Consider the following 17,707-nt stretch of genomic DNA (forward strand, 5'->3'; position numbering starts at 1 on the left):
TCGCCGTCGGCTCGTGGGCGCGGTTCGGGCGGTGGCCGCCGGCTCGCCGCCGCGGGCGGGAGGGCGGCGACGGCGTACCCCCTGCGACGGCGTCGGCCACCCCTGGCCGATTCGGGTACTTGCCTAAAACTTGGAGGTTAACGGTAGATTACCCGTCATCCCGGCATGATCGACCGGGGTGCCGGGCGGAATATCCACGATAATCTGTTGAATGCACCAGGATTCCCCGGCGGATGATTGACAATTACCAGGGTGTCCGTGTCCGGGCGTCGGGACGACATCGCGACGGCCGGGCCGGTCGGGGATGTGGCGGCGGTGCGCTGATCGACGGAGCCCGGGGCCAGTCGGGCTGGGTTTTCGTCCGGCGCGTCCCCCGGAATTGAGGAAGCCCCCGGCGCTCCGGCCGCAGGCGGGGCCACGGGGCCGGCCCGGGCCCGATATGGGCGCGTCACGGGTCCGGCGCGAGCCGCAGGCGCGCTCCGCGAGGCCCGGAAACACCCCGTGCCCAGAGGGCGCGGCGCGGCGGCTAGGGGTTGTGCCCGGCGATGGTGCCGCTTAATTTCGGGTCACCCCGCAGCCTGCGGGCTGGCCGCCAGTTGGGGCCACCCGCACCCACGACACGAAGGGTTCCGTTGGCCCCGATGCCCCAGCCACTGCCGGGACTCGTCGACGCCCTCGACGAAGGTTAGGGCGGATGAGACTGCTGCGGGCGCTGGCGGGGGCCGGACCGGACCGGCCCGAGGCGGTCCGGGTGGCCGGGCGGGGGCTGTCCAGCGAAGCCCTGGTGGGCTGCGTCAACGCGGTCGCCGACCGGATCCGGGGCGCCGGGGTGGTGGCAGTCGACGCGACACCCACCCTGGAGACGGTGGTCGGCATGGCGGGCGTCGTCCAGGCCGGCGTGCCGCTGGTGCCCCTGCCGCCCCGGGCCGACCGCCGCGAGCGTGCTCGACTGCTGCGGGAGTCCGGGGCGACCGTGCTGCTCGGCCACGACACCGCGACCGGCCTGCCCACCGTCCCGGTCGACCTGAGCCAGCGCTGCTGGACCCACCAGCCGGAGCCGCCCCCGCACGCCGACGCGGTGATCCTCTACACCGGAGGCGTCACCGGCCCGCCGCGCGGGGTGCGGATCTCCCGCCGGGCCATCGCCGTCGACCTGGATCTGCTGGCCGAGGCGTGGCACTGGGACCGGGAGGACGTGCTGGTCCAGGGCGCCCCGCTGTTCCGGGCGTACGGGCTGGTGGTCGGCCTGCTCGGCGCGCTGCGCACGGGCTGCCGCTTCGTACACCGGGACCGGGACGCCGCCGGGGGCCCACCCGGCACCATGTACCTGGCCCTGCCCGGCCAGTGGGCCCGGATCGCGCGGGACCGCTCGCGGGCCCGCGCGCTGGCCGGGGCGCGGATCCTGGTCTCCGCCGACGCCTTGCTGCCCGCCACCCTGATCGAACGGCTCCGGCTGCTCACCACGCACTCCCTGATCCAGGGGTACGGCACGACCGAGACCCTCATCGCGTTGGCGGGACGGGTGGACGCGCCGCCCGCCGCCGGGGTCGCCGGGACGCCCCTGCCCGGCGTCGAGACCCGGGTCCTCGACCGGCAGGGCTGGCCGGTGCCGGCCGACGGGGAGTCGACCGGCGAGCTGAGCATCCGGGGCCCGACGCTGTTCAGCGGGTACGTCGACGGCTGTCGGCAGCCGGCGGACACCGGTTGGCACGCCACCGGCGACCTGGTGACCGTCGCGCCCGACGGGTCGTACCGGATCATCGGGCGGCGACGGACCGACGTGGTGCACGGGCGCACCCGCCGGGTGCACGCCGGTCAGGTCGAGGAGGCGCTGCTGAGCCACCCCGGGGTTCGGGAGGCGGCCGTCGTCGGCACCTCGCACGGCCGGGCGGACGAGCAGGTCACCGCGTTCGTCGTCGCCGCCGAGGGGCTCACCGCCCAGGTGCTCATCGACCACGTGGGGCGGTACCTGTCGGCCGGCCAACGGCCACGCCTGGTGCACTTCGTCGACGAGTTGCCGCGCAGCGCTCAGGGCCGGATCAGGAAGTCACTGCTCATCGCCGCCGCCGGGGCCTGGCCCGCGGCGGCCGCGAGGTTCGCGTGAGCGGTGCCGGGACGCTCAGCCCTCCACCCAACCGTGCCGCCGGGCGAGGGCCAGCATCCGCGCCCGCACCGCCACGATCTGCGCGCCGGTGAGGTCGGGCACCGCGGTCAGCAGCGCCTCCGTCGTCTCGGCGAAGAACGACCGCTCGGAGAGCACGTCGCAGAGGCCCTCCTCGTCGTCCGCCCCGCCCGGTGCCTCCCGGCCGCGCCCGGCGGTCGACGTCGCGCCCGGGGCGACCCGGGCCGGCGCGATCCGCTCGCCCGCCGGGGCGGGCCCGAGCACGCGCACCGTCAGGGCCTTGGGGCCGCGGTCGTTCTCCACCGCCTCGTATTCCACCGGGACGCCGGGGGCCAACGCCCACTTGTCGCCGTCGACCGTGTTCGCGTGCACGAACACGTCGTCGCCGCCGTCGTCCGGGGTGATGAAGCCGTAGCCCCGCACCTCGTCGAACCGCACCACTTTGCCAGTCAACATCGCTGTCCCGCATCCGTCAGCCGCTGTTCGCTCCCGACCGACCAGGCCGGGGCGCCCCTCAGATTGGCACCCGCACCCGTCGCCCTCCACCCGTACCGCACCCCTATCGCTGCGGTCGCGCGCCGGCGACGGGGCGGCGCGCGTCGCCGAAGCACCTAGCATCGGCGGACGTGATCGAGCAGATTCTACCCCCCGCCGTGGTGGTCGCCGAATCCTTCACCGACCCCCCCGGTCTGACCCTCTTCCCCGAGGAACAGCGGCTGATCGCCAACGCGGTGGAGAAGCGCCGCCGGGAGTTCACCACCGTGCGGCACTGCGCCCGCCGGGCGCTCGGGGAACTGGGCCTCGCCCCGGCGCCCATCCTGCGGGGCGAGCGCGGCGCTCCCGTGTGGCCCGCCGAGGTGGTGGGGAGCATGACGCACTGCGAGGGCTACCGGGCGGCCGTCGTCGCCCGGGTCACGACGTTCGCCACCGTCGGGGTGGACGCCGAGCCGCACGCGCCGCTGCCCGAGGGGGTGCTCGACGCGATCGCCCTGCCGGGCGAGCGGGACCGGACCGCCGCGCTGGCCGCCGCCCGCCCCACCGTCTGCTGGGACCGCCTGCTGTTCAGCGCCAAGGAGTCGGTCTACAAGGCGTGGTTCCCGCTGACCGCCAAGTGGTTGGACTTCGCGGAGGCGGACATCGTGGTCGATCCCGCCGGGACCTTCGTCGCGCACCTGTTGGTGCCGGGCCCGGTCCTCGGCGGCGCACCGGTGACGGCCTTCCGGGGCCGGTTCCTCGTGGACCGGGGGCTGGTCGTCACCGCCATCGCCATCCCGGTGGCCACCGCCTGAGCGGGCCGCCGGGCCGGGCGGCGGCCGCCGGGAACCCGACAGGCCGGCTCACTCCGCCGTCAGCCGCGTCTTCTGCACCTTGCCCAGGGCGTTGCGGGGCAACGCGTCCACCAGCCGCACCTCGCGGGGCCGCTTGTGCGCCGACAGGTGCCGGGCCACGAAGTCGATCAACTCCGCCCCGGTCACCCCGTCGCCGACCACGTAAGCGGTGACCTGCTGGCCGAGGTCCGGGTGCGGGGTGCCGACCACGGCGGCCTCGCGCACCCCGGGGTGGGCCAGCAGGGCGTCCTCCACCTCGCCGGCCCCGATCCGGTACCCGCCGCTCTTGATCAGGTCGGTGGCGGCCCGCCCGACGATCCGGTGCCACCCGTCGGGATCGACCGTGGCGACGTCCCCGGTGCGGAACCAGCCGTCCGGGGTCCGGGTGGCCGCGTCGGCGTCCGGCCGGTTCAGGTACCCGTCGAAGAGGGTCGGGCCGGTGACCTGCAACTCGCCCATCGTCGTCCCGCCGGGAGGCAGCGCCTCACCGCGCTCGTCGACCAGCCGGGTCCGCACCCCGGGCAGCGGCACCCCCACCGTGCCCGGCCGGCGCGGCCCGTCGGCCCGCGCGCTGACCGTGATCAGGGTCTCCGTCATCCCGTACCGCTCGACGACCCGGTGGCCGGTGAGCGTGGCGAGGTCCGCGTAGGCCGCCGCAGGCAGGGCGGCGCTGCCCGAGACGAGCAGCCGCGCCGGGCGCAGCGCCCGCGCCGAGTCCGGGTCCGCGGCGATCCGGGACCAGATCGTGGGTACGCCGAAGTAGAGCGAGCCACCGGCGGCGGCGTACCGCTCGGGGCGGGGTCGGCCCACGTGGTGCAGCCGGCTGCCCACGCGCAGCGGGCCGAGCACCCCCAGCACCAGGCCGTGCACGTGGAACAGGGGCAGCCCGTGCACCAGCAGGTCGTCGGGTGTCCACGCCCACGCCTGCGCGAGCCCGTCCAGGCAGGCCGCGACGGCCCGCCGGGAGACGACCGCGCCCTTCGGTGCCCCGGTCGTGCCGCTGGTGTAGAGGATCAGCGCGGTGGCGCCCGGGTCCGGCTCCGGGTGGACGGTGTCCGAGCGCCGGGTCAGGTCGACCGGGACCACCGTGGGCCCGTCGGCGGCCGGCCGGTCGCCGCCGGCCGCGACGAGCAGGGCGCCCACGGCGGCGTCGCGCAGGATGTGGTCGCGCTCCATCGGCCCGGCGTCCGGCGGCACCGGTACGACCGCAGCGCCGGCCAGCAGCGCGCCCACCACCCCGACCACGGTCTCCAGGGTCGGCGTCGCCTCGACGGCCACCCGGTCGACGCCGTGCAGGTCGTCGGCCACGGCCGAGGCGAGGCGGCGCAGCTGCGCCCCGGACACCGCCCGGTCGTCGACCCGGATCGCCTCCGGGCGCTCGTCGGCGGACTCGGACAGCCAGCTCAGCAGCGACATGTGGGCGACCTCTCCAAACGGCTCGGACCCCGATCGCCCCGACCGTAGTCGGGTGCCCCCTGGCCGGCTACCCCGGACTCAGCCGGTGGGTCAGCGCCGTGTGCCGCCGGCCGGTGCCGGCCGTGCGGACCGCGATGGCCAGCGCCCGGCGCGAGCCGGCCAGCACGACCAGCCTCCGGGCCCGGGTGACGGCGGTGTAGAGCAGGTTGCGCTGCAACATCGTGTACGCCCCCATGGTCACCGGCACCACCACCGCCGGGTACTCGCTGCCCTGCGACCGGTGCACCGTGATGGCGTACGCGTGCTGCAACTCGTCGAGCTCGTGGAACTCGTAGCCGACGTCCTCGTCCTCGTCGGTGCGCACGACCAGGGTCTGCTCGTCGAGGTCCAGGGCGGTGACCACGCCGACGGTGCCGTTGAACACCCCGGCGGTGCCCTTGTCGTAGTTGTTGCGGACCTGGATCACCTTGTCGCCGACGCGGAACACCCGCCCGCCGTGCCGCCGCTCCGGCACGCCCTCGCGGTGCGGGGCGATGGCCTGTTGCAGCAGGGTGTTCAGGTTCCCCGCGCCGGCCGGCCCGCGCAGCATCGGGGTGAGCACCTGCACGTCGCGGGGGCGCAGCCCGAAGCGGCGCGGGATCCGCCGGGCCACGATGTCGACCACCTGCTCGGCGGTGACCTCCGGTTCGTCACTGGGGAAGAGGAAGAAGTCGGGGTGCTCGCCGAAGACGGGGGCCTGCCCGGCGTTGATCCGGTGCGCGTTGACCACCACCCCCGACTCCTGCGCCTGCCGGAAGATCCGGGTCAGCCGCACCCGGGGCACGGCCTCGGCGGCCAGCACGTCGCGCAGCACCTCGCCGGCACCCACCGAGGGGAGCTGGTCGACGTCGCCGACCAGCAGCAGGTGCGCCCCCGGCGGGACGGCCTTCACCAGCTTGTTGGCCAGGATCAGGTCGAGCATCGACGCCTCGTCGACCACCATCAGGTCCGCGTCGAGCGGGTTGTCGCGGTCGAAGGTGGCGTCCCCGCCGGGGCGCAGCTGCAACAGGCGGTGCACGGTGGTGGCCGGGTGACCGGTCAGCTCGGTGAGCCGCTTCGCCGCCCGGCCGGTCGGCGCGGCCAGCACGATCTTCGCCTGCTTCGCCGCCGCCAGCTCGATGATCGACCGTACGGTGAACGACTTCCCGCAGCCCGGCCCGCCGGTCAGCACCGCCACCCGGGAGGTCAGCGCCAGCCGTACCGCCTGCTCCTGCTCCGCCGCCAGCTCCGCGCCGGTGCGGGCCCGCAGCCAGGCCAGCGCGCGGGGCCAGTTCACGTCGGCGAAGGCCGGCATCCGGTCCACCGGGTCGCGCAGCAGCCGGACCAGGCTCGCCGCGAGCGCCGACTCGGCCCGGTGGAACGGCACCAGGTAGACCGCCGGGATGACGGCGTCGGGGTTGCTGCGGTTCGGCACCGCCTCGGCGACCACCCCCTCGGAGGTGGCCACCAGCTCCGCCAGGCCGGCGGCGACCAGCGCCGTGGGCACCTCCAGGATCGCCGCGGCGTCGGCCACCAGGTTCGGCTCCGGCAGGTAGCAGTGCCCGCCGTCGGCGGCCTCGGAGAGCGTGTGCCGGATGCCCGCGCGGACCCGCTGCGGGCTGTCGTGCGGGATGCCCACGGCCTTGGCGATGCTGTCGGCCGTGCGGAAGCCGATGCCCCAGACGTCGGCGGCGAGCCGGTACGGGTCGTCGCGGACCACCGCGATGGACTCGTCGCCGTACTGCTTGAAGATCCGCACCGCGTGCGAGGTGGAGACGCCGACGCCCTGGAGGAAGATCATCACCTCCTTGATGGCCTTCTGCTCCTGCCAGGCCACGCCGATCGCGGCGGTGCGCTTCTTGCCCAGGCCGTGCACCTCGACCAGCCGGGCGGGCTCCTCCTCGATGATCCGCAGCGTCTCCACGCCGAAGGCGGCGACGATCCGGGCCGCCATCTTCGGGCCGATCCCCTTGATCAACCCGGAGCCCAGGTAGCGCTCGATGCCCTGGATCGTCGCCGGCAGCACCGTGGTGCAGCCGTGCACCTCGAACTGCCGCCCGTACTTCGGGTGCGAACCCCACCGGCCGACCAGCCGCAGCCGCTCGCCGGGCTGCGCGCCGGGCAGGGCGCCGACCACGGTGAGCAGGTCGTCGCCGGAGCGCTCCGTGGCGACCCGGGCGATGGTGTAACCGGTCTCCTCGTTGGCGTACGTGATTCGTTCCAGCACCGCCTCGAGCACGACGCCGCGCGCGGGCGCGTCGGGGCTCGCCGGCGGGCCGGCGACCGGCGCTGACGGGTTCGCGGACATCGTGACGATGATGGCAGAGCCGGCGGGCCGGCGGGTGCGGGAGGTTTGCCGGGGCGGGCCTGCGGTACTGGTCGGGAAGGAACCGGACCGAGGAGGAGCGCGTGGACGTCGGCGACGTGTTGATCGAGACCTACGGTCGGCTGCCCGGCCTCGTCCGCGCGGCCGTGGAGGGGCTGTCGCCGGAGCAGCTGCGCCGCGCTCCCGCGCCCGGCGCCAACCCGATCGGCTGGCTGGTGTGGCACCTGACCCGGGTGCAGGACCACCACGTCGCCGACGTGCTCGGCGCGGAGCAGATCTGGGTCACCGGGGACTGGGCGGGCCGCTTCGGGTTGACCGCCGACCCGGACGACATCGGCTACGGGCACACCCCCGAGCAGGTCGCCGCCGTAGCGCCGCAGAGCGCGCAGGCGCTGCTCGACTACTTCGACGCGGTCGCCCGGCGGACCCGCGACTACCTGGCCGGGCTGCGCCCGGCCGACCTGGACCGGGTGGTCGACGAGTCGTGGGACCCGCCGGTGACCCTCGGCGTGCGGCTGGTCAGCGTCGCCGACGACGACCTGCAGCACGCCGGCCAGGCCGCCTACGTCCGCGGCCTCCTCGACGTCGATTGACCGGGCCCGGCCCCGCCGCCCGCAGACCGGGGCCGACTCACCGCCCGTAGACCGGGCCCGCCCGGCCCGTCGTCGTCACGGCACGATGACGGCGCGGCCCTCCAGCGACCCCTGCCGCATCTCCCGGTACGCGATCGGCGCGTCCTCCAGGTCGAACCGGGTGATCTTCGGCCGGACCAGGCCCCGGGCGCCCAGTTCGAGCACCTCGGCCAGCTCGGGCCGGCTGCCCCAGTACGTGGTCTGGACGCTCAGCTCGTACGGCACGGAGAAGAAGCTGACCGGCAGGGTTCCCCCGGCGATGCCGACGACGGTGAGGTCCCCGACGGTGCGGGCGGCGGCCAGGCCGAGCGCCATCGTGACGTCTGCGCCCACGAAGTCGAGCACCACGTCCGCACCCCGGCCGCCCGGGGTGGCCTTGCGGATCTCCTCGGCGGTGCGCGGGCCGGAGAGCAGGGTCAGCTCCGCGCCGTACCCCTCGGCGAGCTTCAGCGCCTCCTCGCGGGTGTCCACGGCGATCACCCGCGCGGCCGTGGTGGCCTTGAGGATCTGCACGCCGACGTGCCCGAGCCCGCCGACGCCGATCACCACGGCGGTGCTGCCCGGGGGCAGTTTGGCCCAGGAGCGGCGGATCGCGTGGTACGGGGTGAGCCCGGCGTCGGTCAGCGGGGCGGCCAGCACCGGGTCCAACCCGTCGGGCAGCGGCACGAGGTGCCGGGCGTCGGGGACCAGTTCGTACTCCGCCATGCCGCCGTCGAGGCCGAGCCCGCCGCCCCCGCCGGGCGCGGGCGCCCCGGCCAGGTTCTCGCAGTACGGGTCGACACCCACCCGGCAGCGTTCGCAGGTGCCGCACCCCCACGGGCCGTAGACCGCCACCGGCTGGCCGACCGCCAGGCCGGTCACCCCGGTGCCGAGCGTGTGCACCCAGCCGGCGTTCTCGTGGCCGAGGGTGAACGGCGGGTTCCAGGGCGCCGACCCGTTCTCGAAGTCGTCCATCAGATGCAGGTCGGAGTGGCAGGCGCCGGCCCCGCCGATCTTCACCACCACCTCGCCGGGGCCGGGCGTGGGCTCGTCCACCTCGACCACCTCGGGCTCCGACTTCCAGTTCGGCAACCGCAACGCGCGCATCTGCGTCTCCTGTCCGGTTCGGCTCCGCTTCCCCGGCTGGCTCCCCGTTCACCGCACGGGCAAACGGTCCGGTGCCCTCCCCTCGGCGTCCACGCGGGGCCGGGTCAGGCGGGCCAGGCCCCGGTCCGCACCCACGAGCAGCAGCCCCAGCAGCCAGAACGCCGACGCGAAGAGCAGCGAGGTGAGCGCCACCCCGTCGTAGCCCAGCTCCCCGGCGTCGACGAACGGGTACGGGTACTCGTGCACGACCAGCCCTCGCAGCAGCGCGAACCCCAGGTACGCCAGCGGGAAGGCCAGCCACCAGGCCGCGTGCCGGGGCCGGAGCCGACCGCGCGGGTCGAACAGCGCCCAGTCGGCGACGGCCAGCAGCGGCACGACGGTGTGCAGGAACTGGTTGCCCAGCGCCTCGCCGAGCGCCCGGTCCGGCTGGGCGGCGGCGAACGGGCTGGCCGGGTTGGCCAGCACCAGGTGGTACACGACCCCGGTGATGGTGATGTAGAGGACGACCGCGCCCTTGACCGCCGACGGCGGGTCGGGCCGGCCCCGCCACGCCTGCCGGGCGGCGTATCCGGCGAGGAGCCCGACGGCGATGTTGCTCTGGATCGTGAAGTACGGCAGCAGCCCGGTGACCGTGGCCGGGCCGAGGGCGGTGAGCACCACCCCGGCCAGCACGCTGGACACAATCACCAGGCGGAAGGCGACCGCCGCAGGTGGACACCGCAGTCTCATCGACGCACGCTATCAGCCGAGGTGGGCTGCCCAGCCCACCGTCTCGTGGCCCGCTCAGCCCATCGTCTTGTGGCCGTCGATCGCCTCGCGCAGGATGTCGGCGTGCCCGGCGTGCTGGGCCGTCTCGCCGATCAGGTGCAGCAGCACCTGACGCACCGACCAGCCCGCTCCCGGCGCGAACCAGGGGGCCGGCGGCAACGGGTGGGGGAGGTCGAGGTCGAGGGTGGCCACCAGGTCGTCGGTCACGGCGGCGACCCGGGAGTAGTCGTCGAGCAGCTCGGAGAGCGTCTTCCCGTCAGCCATCCGGAACTGCCCGGCCCAGTCGGAGGAGGCGTCCGGCATTGCCTCCGCCCCACCCACGGCGAATTGCATCCAACCCTGCTCGATGAGCGCGACGTGCTTGATCAGACCACCGGGGCAGAGCTCGCTGACGGTGCTGCGCCCGGCGGCCTGCGCGTCGGTGAGCCCGTCGACGGTCTGCCGCAGGAACGCGCGGCGTTGGCGCAGGGCTTCCAACAGCTGGGCCCGCTCGCCGTCGAGGTGATCGGTACTGGTCATGCCACCGTCCTTACTGATGTCGACTCCACTCCCGACGCTAACCCCACCCCCCGACACCCCCCGTCCCCATGATGACGACGCGGGGGGTGCAGTGGGTTGGAGTTGCCGAGCGGGGCGGGGCGCGGTGGACTGATCAACATGGGTGAGATCATGGTGGGCACGTCGTCGTGGGCGGACCAGATGCTGCTGCGATCCGGCTGGTATCCCCGCTCGGTGCAGACCCCGGCCGACCGCCTTGGCTGGTACGCGCAGCAATTCCGACTGGTCGAGGTGGACACCTCGTACTACGCGGTGCCGGTGCCGCAGACCACGGCCGGCTGGGTGGCCGCCACCCCGCCCGGGTTCACCTTCGACGTCAAGGCGTTCAGCCTCTTCACCGGGCATCCCACGCCGGTCTCGGTGCTGCCGAAGGACCTGCGGCCGGCCGGCGGCCCGTCGCGGATCCGGTGGCGGGACCTGCCCGCCGGGGCGTACGACGAGCTGTGGCGTCGGTTCCGCGCGGCGCTGGAGCCGATCGCGGCGGCCGACCGGCTCGGCGCGGTGCTGTTGCAGTTCCCGCCGTGGCTGGCCCGCAGCGCCGCCGCCGAGCGGCGCATCGTCGAGGTGGCCGAGCGGCTGCGGCCGTGGCGGGTGAGCGTGGAGCTGCGGCACGGCTCGTGGTTCACCGAGGACGCCGTCCTGCACACGCTGGGCCTGCTGCGCGAGCACGACCTCAGCTACGTCTGCGTCGACATGCCCCAGGGCTTCGCCTCGTCGGTGCCGCCGATCATGGTCGCCACCGCGCAGCCGGCCGTGGTGCGCTTCCACGGCCACAGCGCCGCCTGGGAGAGCGGCGACAAGCAGGACAAGTTCCGGTACGCCTACGGCGAGCGCGAGCTGCGCCGCTGGTCGGAGCTGCTGGTCGAGTTGGCCGAGGGCGGCGAAGAGCTGCACGTGCTGTTCAACAACTGCTGCGGCGACCAGGCCCAGCGCGACGCGGCCCGCCTGGTCGAGCTCCTCGCCGAGGCGGGCGTGCCGGCCGGGCCGCATCCCGCCGTGCGGGCCGACCACCGCTGACCGTCCACCCCGTCCCTCCGGGCGGCGACCGCTGAATCGGTTTTCCGGCGGGCTGTCCGGGTACCGCCCGGAGCAGGACAGACGGAGGGGAGTGCCCGATGAGCGAGCAGCAAGGCGACGACCGGCCTGACGAGGCGGCCGGCGGGGTGCCGCAGGACCCGGCGGCCCGGCGTACCCGGGAGGCGCAGGAGGCGCACGGCGGCAGCATGGCCCCGGGCCTGGTCGACGAGACCGGCCGCCCCGTCGCCGAGCCGCCGTCGCCCCCCGGCGCGGGGGCGGGCGGCACCGGCTCCTGAGCCGGAAGAAGCCCTCGCGCTGCGGAGCGAAAGCGCCGCCGCGCTCCTAACTCAAGGCGCCGCCGCGCGACCGGGTCGGTCGCGCGGCGGCGCTCTCGACACCAGGGCCGGCACCCTCGCCGGGCCGGGCGTCGGCCGGGCGTCGGTCAGGCGTCGGTCGGGCGTCGGTCGGGCGTGTCGGTGGGGCCGGCGCGTGTCGGTGGGCGGAACCCCAGGGGCGACCTCCCCTTCGTTCCGGGCCCTATGGAGCTGAGTCGTTTACGACATCGCCCGAATGAGTCGTCTACGACATCAGCTCCAAAGGACGCGCAAGAGAAGTCCCCGCCGGCACGGACGCCCCTGCCGCGCGGAGGAAGGGTCAACCCGGGCGGTCGACCTCGATGACCACGCCGCTGACCGGCCGGGTGGGGATGCGCTCCAGCGGGATGGCCAGGTTCTGCTCCGGCACCCGGTAGTCCAGGCGGGCCAGCCGCACGACCAGCTCATTCAGCACGGCCACGGTGATCTGCTCGCCGGGGCAGCGGTGCCCGGTGCGGGGGTCGCCGCCGCCCTGCGGGATCAGGTCGAACTCGCCCAGCTCCCGGCCCAGGAAGCGGTCGGGGTGGAAGCGGTACGGGTCGGGCCAGAACCGGGGGTCGTGGTGCTGCCCGTAGATGTCGAGCAGCACCATCGCCCCGGTGGGGATCCGGACGCCGGCGAACTCCAGGTCGGCGACCGCCTTGCCGCCGACGAAGGGCGCGAACGGATAGAACCGCCGCACCTCGTGCGCGAACGCCTCGGCGAAGGCGGGCTCGCCGTCGCGCAGCCGGCTGCGGTGCTCCGGCCAGCGGTGCAGGGCGTGCCCGGCGAACGCGACGAACCAGGTCACCGCCACGGTCGGCCGCAGCACGTTGAGCAGCTCCACGGCGGCGGTGCGGGCGTCGAGTCGTCGCCCGTCGGCGTCCCGATGGTGGGCCACGGCGGCCACGGCAGAGCCCTCGGGCACGGCCACCGTCCCGGCGCGGACGCCGTCGATCAGGCCGGCGAGCCACGCCTCGCGGCGGTTGCGGGCGCGGCGGGCCCGCCAGTGCGCCGGGCCGGGGGTGCCGAAGCCGTCCACCAGCGCCACCAGGTCGGCGGCGGTGTCGGCCTCCTCGTCGCGGGCCAGCGGCACCCCCGCCCAGTCGCAGACGGCCCGGGTGAGCACCTGCGCGGCTGCCTCGAAGAGCACCACCGAGGGTCGGGCGGCCCAGTCGCGGGCCGCGTCGTCCCAGGCCACGCCGACCCGGGCCACCAGCCCGTCGATGTCCCCGCTCATCAGCAGCCCGGTGAAGAGCGCCTTGCGGACCCGGTGCGCCTCGCCGTCGAGGGTGTGCACCGCGCCGTGCCCGAACAGGGTGCTCTGCACCGGGCCGGGAATGGCGCCGTGCCGCCGCACGTGCCGTTCGTCGTAGAAGAAGCGGGCCGCCTCGGGGCCGTGCAACGCCACCGCGCGCCGGCCGATCAGCCGGGTGGCGAACGCGTCGCCGCCGCAGCGGCGCAACCGGTTGGGCAGCCAGGCGTACCCCTGCAGGGCCAGGGTCAGCGTGTCGTCGAGGATCGGGTGAGGTTGACCGGACATGGTCCTACCGTGCCCCCGGCACCGCCGGGCAAACGTGGCGGCGTGACGGGCCGGCCCACGCCCGAGCCGCCGGCCCACGCCGTCGCCAGAGCGCGCCGCCCGGGCCCGTCGATCGAGCGGGCCCGGGCGGCACACCGCCGGCGTCAGTGACCGGACATGGCCAGGTGTCGCCGGAGCGCCTCCATCGAGGCCATGTTCCCCGCCATCCGGTGGGCGTTGCCGGAGCGGCCCAGGATTCCCCGGAACACCTGCCCCGGCTTCTGCTGCTCGCCCATGTACGCCGTGACCACCACCATCGCGCCGGTGAGCACGGGAATGGCCCATTGCAGCAGCTTGAGCTGCCGCTGGCAGCTGGCCACGTTGGCCGGCGTCTGCGGGTTCGGCTCGGTCGTCCCCTCGACGGACGGGCCGCCGGCGTTCTGCAACCGCATCCCGAGCAGCCGGCTGTAGCCGGTGACCGCGAGCGCGCCGACCGTGAGGGCCGTCTTGACCACGCTCGTCCGGGCCACCCCGGACTGGGCCACCACCCGGGGGCTCTCGGTCACCAGCTCGCCGACGGCGCCGATCAGGTGCGCGCCGATCGCCGCCGCGTTGACCGGGGTCCACCGGGCCCACCCCGCCGAGGCGGTGGGGAGTCGTTGGGTCGAGTCGTTGATCTGTGCCGCCGCGCCGTTGACGCCGAGCGCTCCCATCAGCGAGCCGCCGAACCAGGCGGCCAGGCCCAGGTCGTGCATCGAGCGCAGTGCGGTATGCCGTTCGGACATCGGATCCCCTTTCACCGGTACGGGCAGTGCGGCATACCCGCCGATCGCGGTAGTAGGCACCCATGCCAGGTCAGGGGCGGTGGCGACGCCTCAGGCGAGGCGATCCGGGTGGCGGGAGCCCGGCAGGCCGGCGGCGAACGCGGCGACCCGCGCGGCGATCGGCGCGCCGGCGCGTACCCAGCGGAAGTGGTCCAGGTCGGTCCCGGCCTGCGCGGTCGTGTACCGCTCGCGCACGACGGTGGCGGCGGCGAGCTTGGCGCAGAGGCGGTCCAGGGTGTCGTGCGGGGTGTACTGGTCGTCGTCGACGCTCACCGCGAGCACGGGCAGGTCGAGCGCGCGCAGCGCCGCCTCGGCGTCGACCCCGTCGAGGGTGGGGAAGCGTCCGGTGCGCGCCGTGTGGGCCCAGTCCCGGATCACCCCGCGCGCCTGCCGGCCACCGAAGCCCCACCCCGGCCAGACGCCGAGCAGCCGGGCCGTGGCGGCGATCCCCTGGGTGTACGGCAGCACCCCGTACCGACGGGGGGCCGCGAAGTCGCGCCAGTAGGGCACGCCGACGGCGACCAGGGCCAGCCCGTCCACCGCGTCCGTGCCGTGCAGGGCCAGGTGCAGCAGCGCCGCCTGACCGCCCAGCGAGTGCCCGAGCAGGATCGTCGGCCGGCCGTCGAGGCGGGGCTTCAGCGCGGCCAGCACCGCGCCGACGTCGCCGGCCAGCTCCGGGTAGCCGTACCGGCTGGCCCGGCTCGGCGCGGGCGTGCTCGCGCCGGTGCCCCGCAGGTCGGCGACGATCACGGCGAGGCCGGCGGCCCGCAGCGCGGCGGCGAACGGGCGGTAGTACCGGGCCCGCACCCCCATCGCCGGCCAGATCACCACCACCGGGGCGTCGGCGGGCCCGGCGGGCTCCGGGTACACCTGGACCCCGAGCCGGGCGCCATCGACGTCGACGAACTCCTGCGTGTACTCCTCGGCCGCGCTCACCGGCCCAGGGTACGGCCGCAAGCTACCGCCGGGTAGCAAGGGGCGGGTGCAGCGGGCGGGCCGGGGATCAGGCCGCCGCCGAGGCCGACACCGGGCGGGCGGCGGTGGTGACCGCCTCGTAGAGCACGCCGAGCTGCTCGGCGCAGCGCTGCCACGAGTAACGGCTGCGGATCCGGTCCAGCGCCGCCGTCGCGTACGCGAAGCGGCGCACGTTGTCGCCGAGCAGCCGGCGGATCGCCAGGCCCAGCGCCCGGGGGTCGCGCGGTGGCACCAGGTCCCCGGTGAGCCCGTCGACGACGCTGTCGGCGATGCCACCGACGTTGGTGCCGATCACCGGGACGCCGCACGCCATCCCCTCCAGCGCGGTCAGGCCGAACGGTGCGTGCCGGGGGGCGGCCACCAGCACGTCGGCGGAGCGGTACCAGGCGGCCAACTCCTCGCGGGGCACCGCGTCGACCAGCCGCACCCGATCGGCCACCCCGCACGAGCGGGCCAGCGCGTCGAGCCGCCGGGCGAAGCCGTCGGCGGCCGACCGGTCGCCGACCCGCTCGCCGAGCACCACGCACTCGGCCCCCGGCACCGCGGCCATGGCCCGTACGACGTCCTGCACCCCGCTGTTCTCCGCCCACCGGCCCGCGGTCAGCACGCGGGGGCGGGCCGGGTCGCGCGGGGCGACCGGCCCCTCCGGGTGGAACAGCTGCTCGTTGACCCCGGAGGGCACCAGCGCCAGCTGGGACCGGGGCACCCCCAGGCGGATCAGCTCGCCGACCTCCTCCTGACACTGCACCACCACCAGGTCGACCGCCCGGCCGAGCGCGCGCTCGTAGCCGATGCGGCCCGGCGGGCCGGTGTCCCGGCCGGCGCGCTCCCGCCGCTGCGCCGTGCCGAGGGAGTGGTACGTCAGCACCACCGGCACCCCGGCCCGCCGGCCGGCGTGCACCGAGGCCAGCCCGCTCATCCAGAAGTGCGCGTGCGCCACGTCGGGGCGCCAGGCCCCGTCGCGCCACTGGCCGGCCAGCCAACGACCGAACTCCCCGGCGTACGGCAGCAGGTCGTCGGTGGGCAGCGGGCGCGCCGGCCCGGCCGGCACGTGCCGCACCTGGTAGCCGGCGGCGGCGGTGACGGTGTCCGGCCGGGCGGGGGAGTCGCGGCGGGTGTAGACGCGCACGTCGTGGCCCTGCCCGACCAGCTCCGCCGCGAGCTCCGCGACGTGTGTGCCCTGCCCGTCGGCGTCGTCGGCGTCCAGGGTGGTCAGTGGGCTGGCCTGCTCCGAGATCATGGCGATCCGCATGGTTCCTCCTCGATCCGCCCGTCCCGGCCGGCGGGACCCAGCGAGCCGGCGGGCTTGCCGGACGGGCATGCAAGGTCCCCTACCCCCGACCCTGCCTCCTAACCTCCCCGCGTCGAACCGTCGATCCCGCCACCCGGCCCGTGCTCCGGCCCCACGGTCGTCCCCGCTGCTCAGCGCCGGTAGGGCAGCCAAAAGGGGCCCCCGAGAACAGGGGCCCCTGATGATCGGTCGACGGGTCAGCTGACCCTGATCGTCCCGTCCGTCGCCCGCACGCAGGCCACCGTCCGGGCGGCGGCGGTGACGGCCCCGCTCAGGCAGCGGCCCAGCACCTGGTGCCCGGCCACGTTGGGGTGCCACGACTCCTGGCAGGTCTGGAAGTAGCTCACGCAGGTGTTGGCGATCCGCTGGATGTCGAGCTTGTCCTTGCCGGCGAGGCTGGTGACGAAGGTGCCGCTCGCGCCGTCCTGGAGCCGGATCGGCGTGGCCAGCGCGCCGGACGGGCTGGTCGGCTGCTCGCAGAGCCGGGCCCCGTCGAAGGCCCGCTGCACGTTGAGGTGGACCAGGTCGGCGGCGGGGAACTCGGCGGCCAGCGTGCCGCGCACCGCACCGACCAGGGTGCCCAGCCCGGAGGAGAAGCGGTGCCCCGGCAGCAGGCTGGCCCGGTGGATGGGGCAGCCGGCCGCGTACCGCTCGGCGCCCAGGTCGCGGAACTTGTCCCGGGTGTCGTCGCGGCCGTCCTCCTCCCAGTAGTTCGCGGCGAGCTCGGTCGGCAGCGGGTTGGTGTAGTCCTGGAACACGATCCGGTGCTGGCCGTCGGCGTCGATCTGGTCGAGGGTGGTGAGGATCTGCCGCACCGCCGCCGTGGTCTCGGCCGTGGCGGCGCTGAACTGCGCCGCAGTGGCCAGGTCGGCGTCGCCGCACGGCTCCTGCGGCACCGGCCCGCCGAGGTACGCCCAGAACTCCCACCACCCGGTCCACGCGTCGGCGATGAACCGGTTGGCGCACTTCTCCGCGACGCTGCCGAAGGTGAACGAGCTGTTGTTGGAGCCCAGCCCGACGAGCACCACGTCGATGTCGTGGGTCCGCCCCACGGCGCGGAGCTGGTCGAGCTGGGAGGCGACCGCGCGCCCCTTGGCCCGGTCGACCGAGGCGTTGGCGATGTCGTGGGGCTGCCCGCCGGAGCAGGCCAGGTTGAACCGGGCCTGGATGCCCGGCAGGGTGGCCTGGAAGAGCGAGGCGTTGGGGGAGCGGTGGCAGAAGTAGGCGTTGCTGTTCGGCGCGCTCCAGCCGGGGAAGCCCTGGCTGACGCCGTTGGAGTCGACGACCGGGGAATAGGAACCGGCCCCCTCGCCGCTGATGAAGCTGTCGCCCAGCGCCACGGCGGCGGTGGGGAGGGCGGCCACCGCCGGGGCGGGCGGCGCGACGGCGCTCGACAGCGCCGCCGCCGCGACGGCCAGCACCGCCGCCAACGCGGTACGACGGAACACGGACATGCGCGCCTCCAGTGATC

General features: G+C 75.2%; 16 protein-coding genes. 5 read left to right on the top strand and 11 right to left on the bottom strand.

Annotated features, from left to right (window positions below; genetic code table 11):
• The first annotated feature begins 694 nt into the window (after positions 1-694).
• A complete protein-coding gene (locus tag ACLQ2V_RS21125; RefSeq protein WP_425720260.1) occupies positions 695-2,104 on the top strand; it encodes an AMP-binding protein in 1,410 nt (469 codons plus the stop codon).
• A 15-nt stretch (positions 2,105-2,119) separates the two neighbouring features.
• Here the strand turns inward: ACLQ2V_RS21125 and ACLQ2V_RS21130 are convergent, their stop codons facing one another.
• Positions 2,120-2,578 (bottom strand): cold-shock protein, encoded by a 459-nt coding sequence (locus tag ACLQ2V_RS21130; RefSeq protein WP_425720261.1) that lies wholly within the window; start codon positions 2,576-2,578, stop codon positions 2,120-2,122.
• Between the two features lie 170 nt (positions 2,579-2,748).
• Between ACLQ2V_RS21130 and ACLQ2V_RS21135 the strand changes: the two genes are divergently transcribed.
• Positions 2,749-3,411 (top strand): 4'-phosphopantetheinyl transferase family protein, encoded by a 663-nt coding sequence (locus ACLQ2V_RS21135; protein WP_425720262.1) that lies wholly within the window; start codon positions 2,749-2,751, stop codon positions 3,409-3,411.
• Between the two features lie 48 nt (positions 3,412-3,459).
• On the opposite strand, the gene ACLQ2V_RS21140 is transcribed toward ACLQ2V_RS21135, so the two are convergent.
• Both ACLQ2V_RS21140 and recD2 read right to left on the bottom strand, forming a co-directional pair.
• Complete coding sequence (locus ACLQ2V_RS21140; protein WP_425720263.1) at positions 3,460-4,866, bottom strand: acyl-CoA synthetase; 1,407 nt, start codon at positions 4,864-4,866, stop codon at positions 3,460-3,462.
• A 67-nt stretch (positions 4,867-4,933) separates the two neighbouring features.
• A complete protein-coding gene (recD2, locus tag ACLQ2V_RS21145; RefSeq protein ID WP_425720264.1) occupies positions 4,934-7,192 on the bottom strand; it encodes an SF1B family DNA helicase RecD2 in 2,259 nt (752 codons plus the stop codon).
• 101 nt (positions 7,193-7,293) lie between these two features.
• Between recD2 and ACLQ2V_RS21150 the strand changes: the two genes are divergently transcribed.
• Entirely contained in the window at positions 7,294-7,803 is a 510-nt protein-coding gene (locus ACLQ2V_RS21150; RefSeq protein ID WP_425720265.1) for a mycothiol transferase, read from the top strand.
• Between the two features lie 75 nt (positions 7,804-7,878).
• Here ACLQ2V_RS21150 and ACLQ2V_RS21155 read toward each other — a convergent pair whose 3' ends face one another.
• From ACLQ2V_RS21155 to ACLQ2V_RS21165, 3 genes are read right to left on the bottom strand one after another with little or no spacing between them, the layout of a single operon-like run.
• Positions 7,879-8,928: an NAD(P)-dependent alcohol dehydrogenase gene (locus ACLQ2V_RS21155; RefSeq protein WP_425720266.1), complete on the bottom strand. Its 1,050-nt coding sequence runs from the start codon at positions 8,926-8,928 to the stop codon at positions 7,879-7,881.
• A gap of 48 nt (positions 8,929-8,976) precedes the next feature.
• Positions 8,977-9,657, bottom strand: a complete 681-nt coding sequence (locus tag ACLQ2V_RS21160) for a Pr6Pr family membrane protein (protein WP_425720267.1) — start codon at positions 9,655-9,657, stop codon at positions 8,977-8,979.
• Positions 9,658-9,711: 54 nt separating this feature from the next.
• Positions 9,712-10,215 (bottom strand): DinB family protein, encoded by a 504-nt coding sequence (locus ACLQ2V_RS21165; protein ID WP_425720268.1) that lies wholly within the window; start codon positions 10,213-10,215, stop codon positions 9,712-9,714.
• 138 nt (positions 10,216-10,353) lie between these two features.
• On the opposite strand from ACLQ2V_RS21165, the gene ACLQ2V_RS21170 reads away from it, so the two are divergent.
• Entirely contained in the window at positions 10,354-11,271 is a 918-nt protein-coding gene (locus ACLQ2V_RS21170; protein ID WP_425720269.1) for a DUF72 domain-containing protein, read from the top strand.
• Positions 11,272-11,369: 98 nt separating this feature from the next.
• Positions 11,370-11,567, top strand: a complete 198-nt coding sequence (locus ACLQ2V_RS21175) for a GTPase activator (protein WP_425720270.1) — start codon at positions 11,370-11,372, stop codon at positions 11,565-11,567.
• Between the two features lie 358 nt (positions 11,568-11,925).
• Here the strand turns inward: ACLQ2V_RS21175 and ACLQ2V_RS21180 are convergent, their stop codons facing one another.
• The 5 genes from ACLQ2V_RS21180 to ACLQ2V_RS21200 form a co-directional block, all read right to left on the bottom strand.
• Entirely contained in the window at positions 11,926-13,167 is a 1,242-nt protein-coding gene (locus ACLQ2V_RS21180) for a cytochrome P450 (RefSeq protein ID WP_425720271.1), read from the bottom strand.
• A 143-nt stretch (positions 13,168-13,310) separates the two neighbouring features.
• On the bottom strand, positions 13,311-13,931 hold the full coding sequence (locus ACLQ2V_RS21185) for a hypothetical protein (protein WP_425720272.1): 621 nt from the start codon (positions 13,929-13,931) through the stop codon (positions 13,311-13,313).
• A gap of 90 nt (positions 13,932-14,021) precedes the next feature.
• Positions 14,022-14,906 (bottom strand): alpha/beta fold hydrolase, encoded by an 885-nt coding sequence (locus tag ACLQ2V_RS21190; protein ID WP_425720273.1) that lies wholly within the window; start codon positions 14,904-14,906, stop codon positions 14,022-14,024.
• Positions 14,907-14,973: 67 nt separating this feature from the next.
• Complete coding sequence (locus tag ACLQ2V_RS21195) at positions 14,974-16,197, bottom strand: glycosyltransferase (RefSeq protein WP_425720274.1); 1,224 nt, start codon at positions 16,195-16,197, stop codon at positions 14,974-14,976.
• Between the two features lie 236 nt (positions 16,198-16,433).
• The gene (locus ACLQ2V_RS21200) at positions 16,434-17,690 is read right to left on the bottom strand and encodes a hypothetical protein (RefSeq protein WP_425720275.1); all 1,257 of its coding nucleotides are present in this window, start codon (positions 17,688-17,690) and stop codon (positions 16,434-16,436) included.
• Between the last annotated feature and the right edge of the window lie 17 nt (positions 17,691-17,707).

The sequence above is a fragment of the Micromonospora sp. DT233 genome, from assembly GCF_049841815.1.
Lineage (GTDB): Bacteria > Actinomycetota > Actinomycetes > Mycobacteriales > Micromonosporaceae > Micromonospora.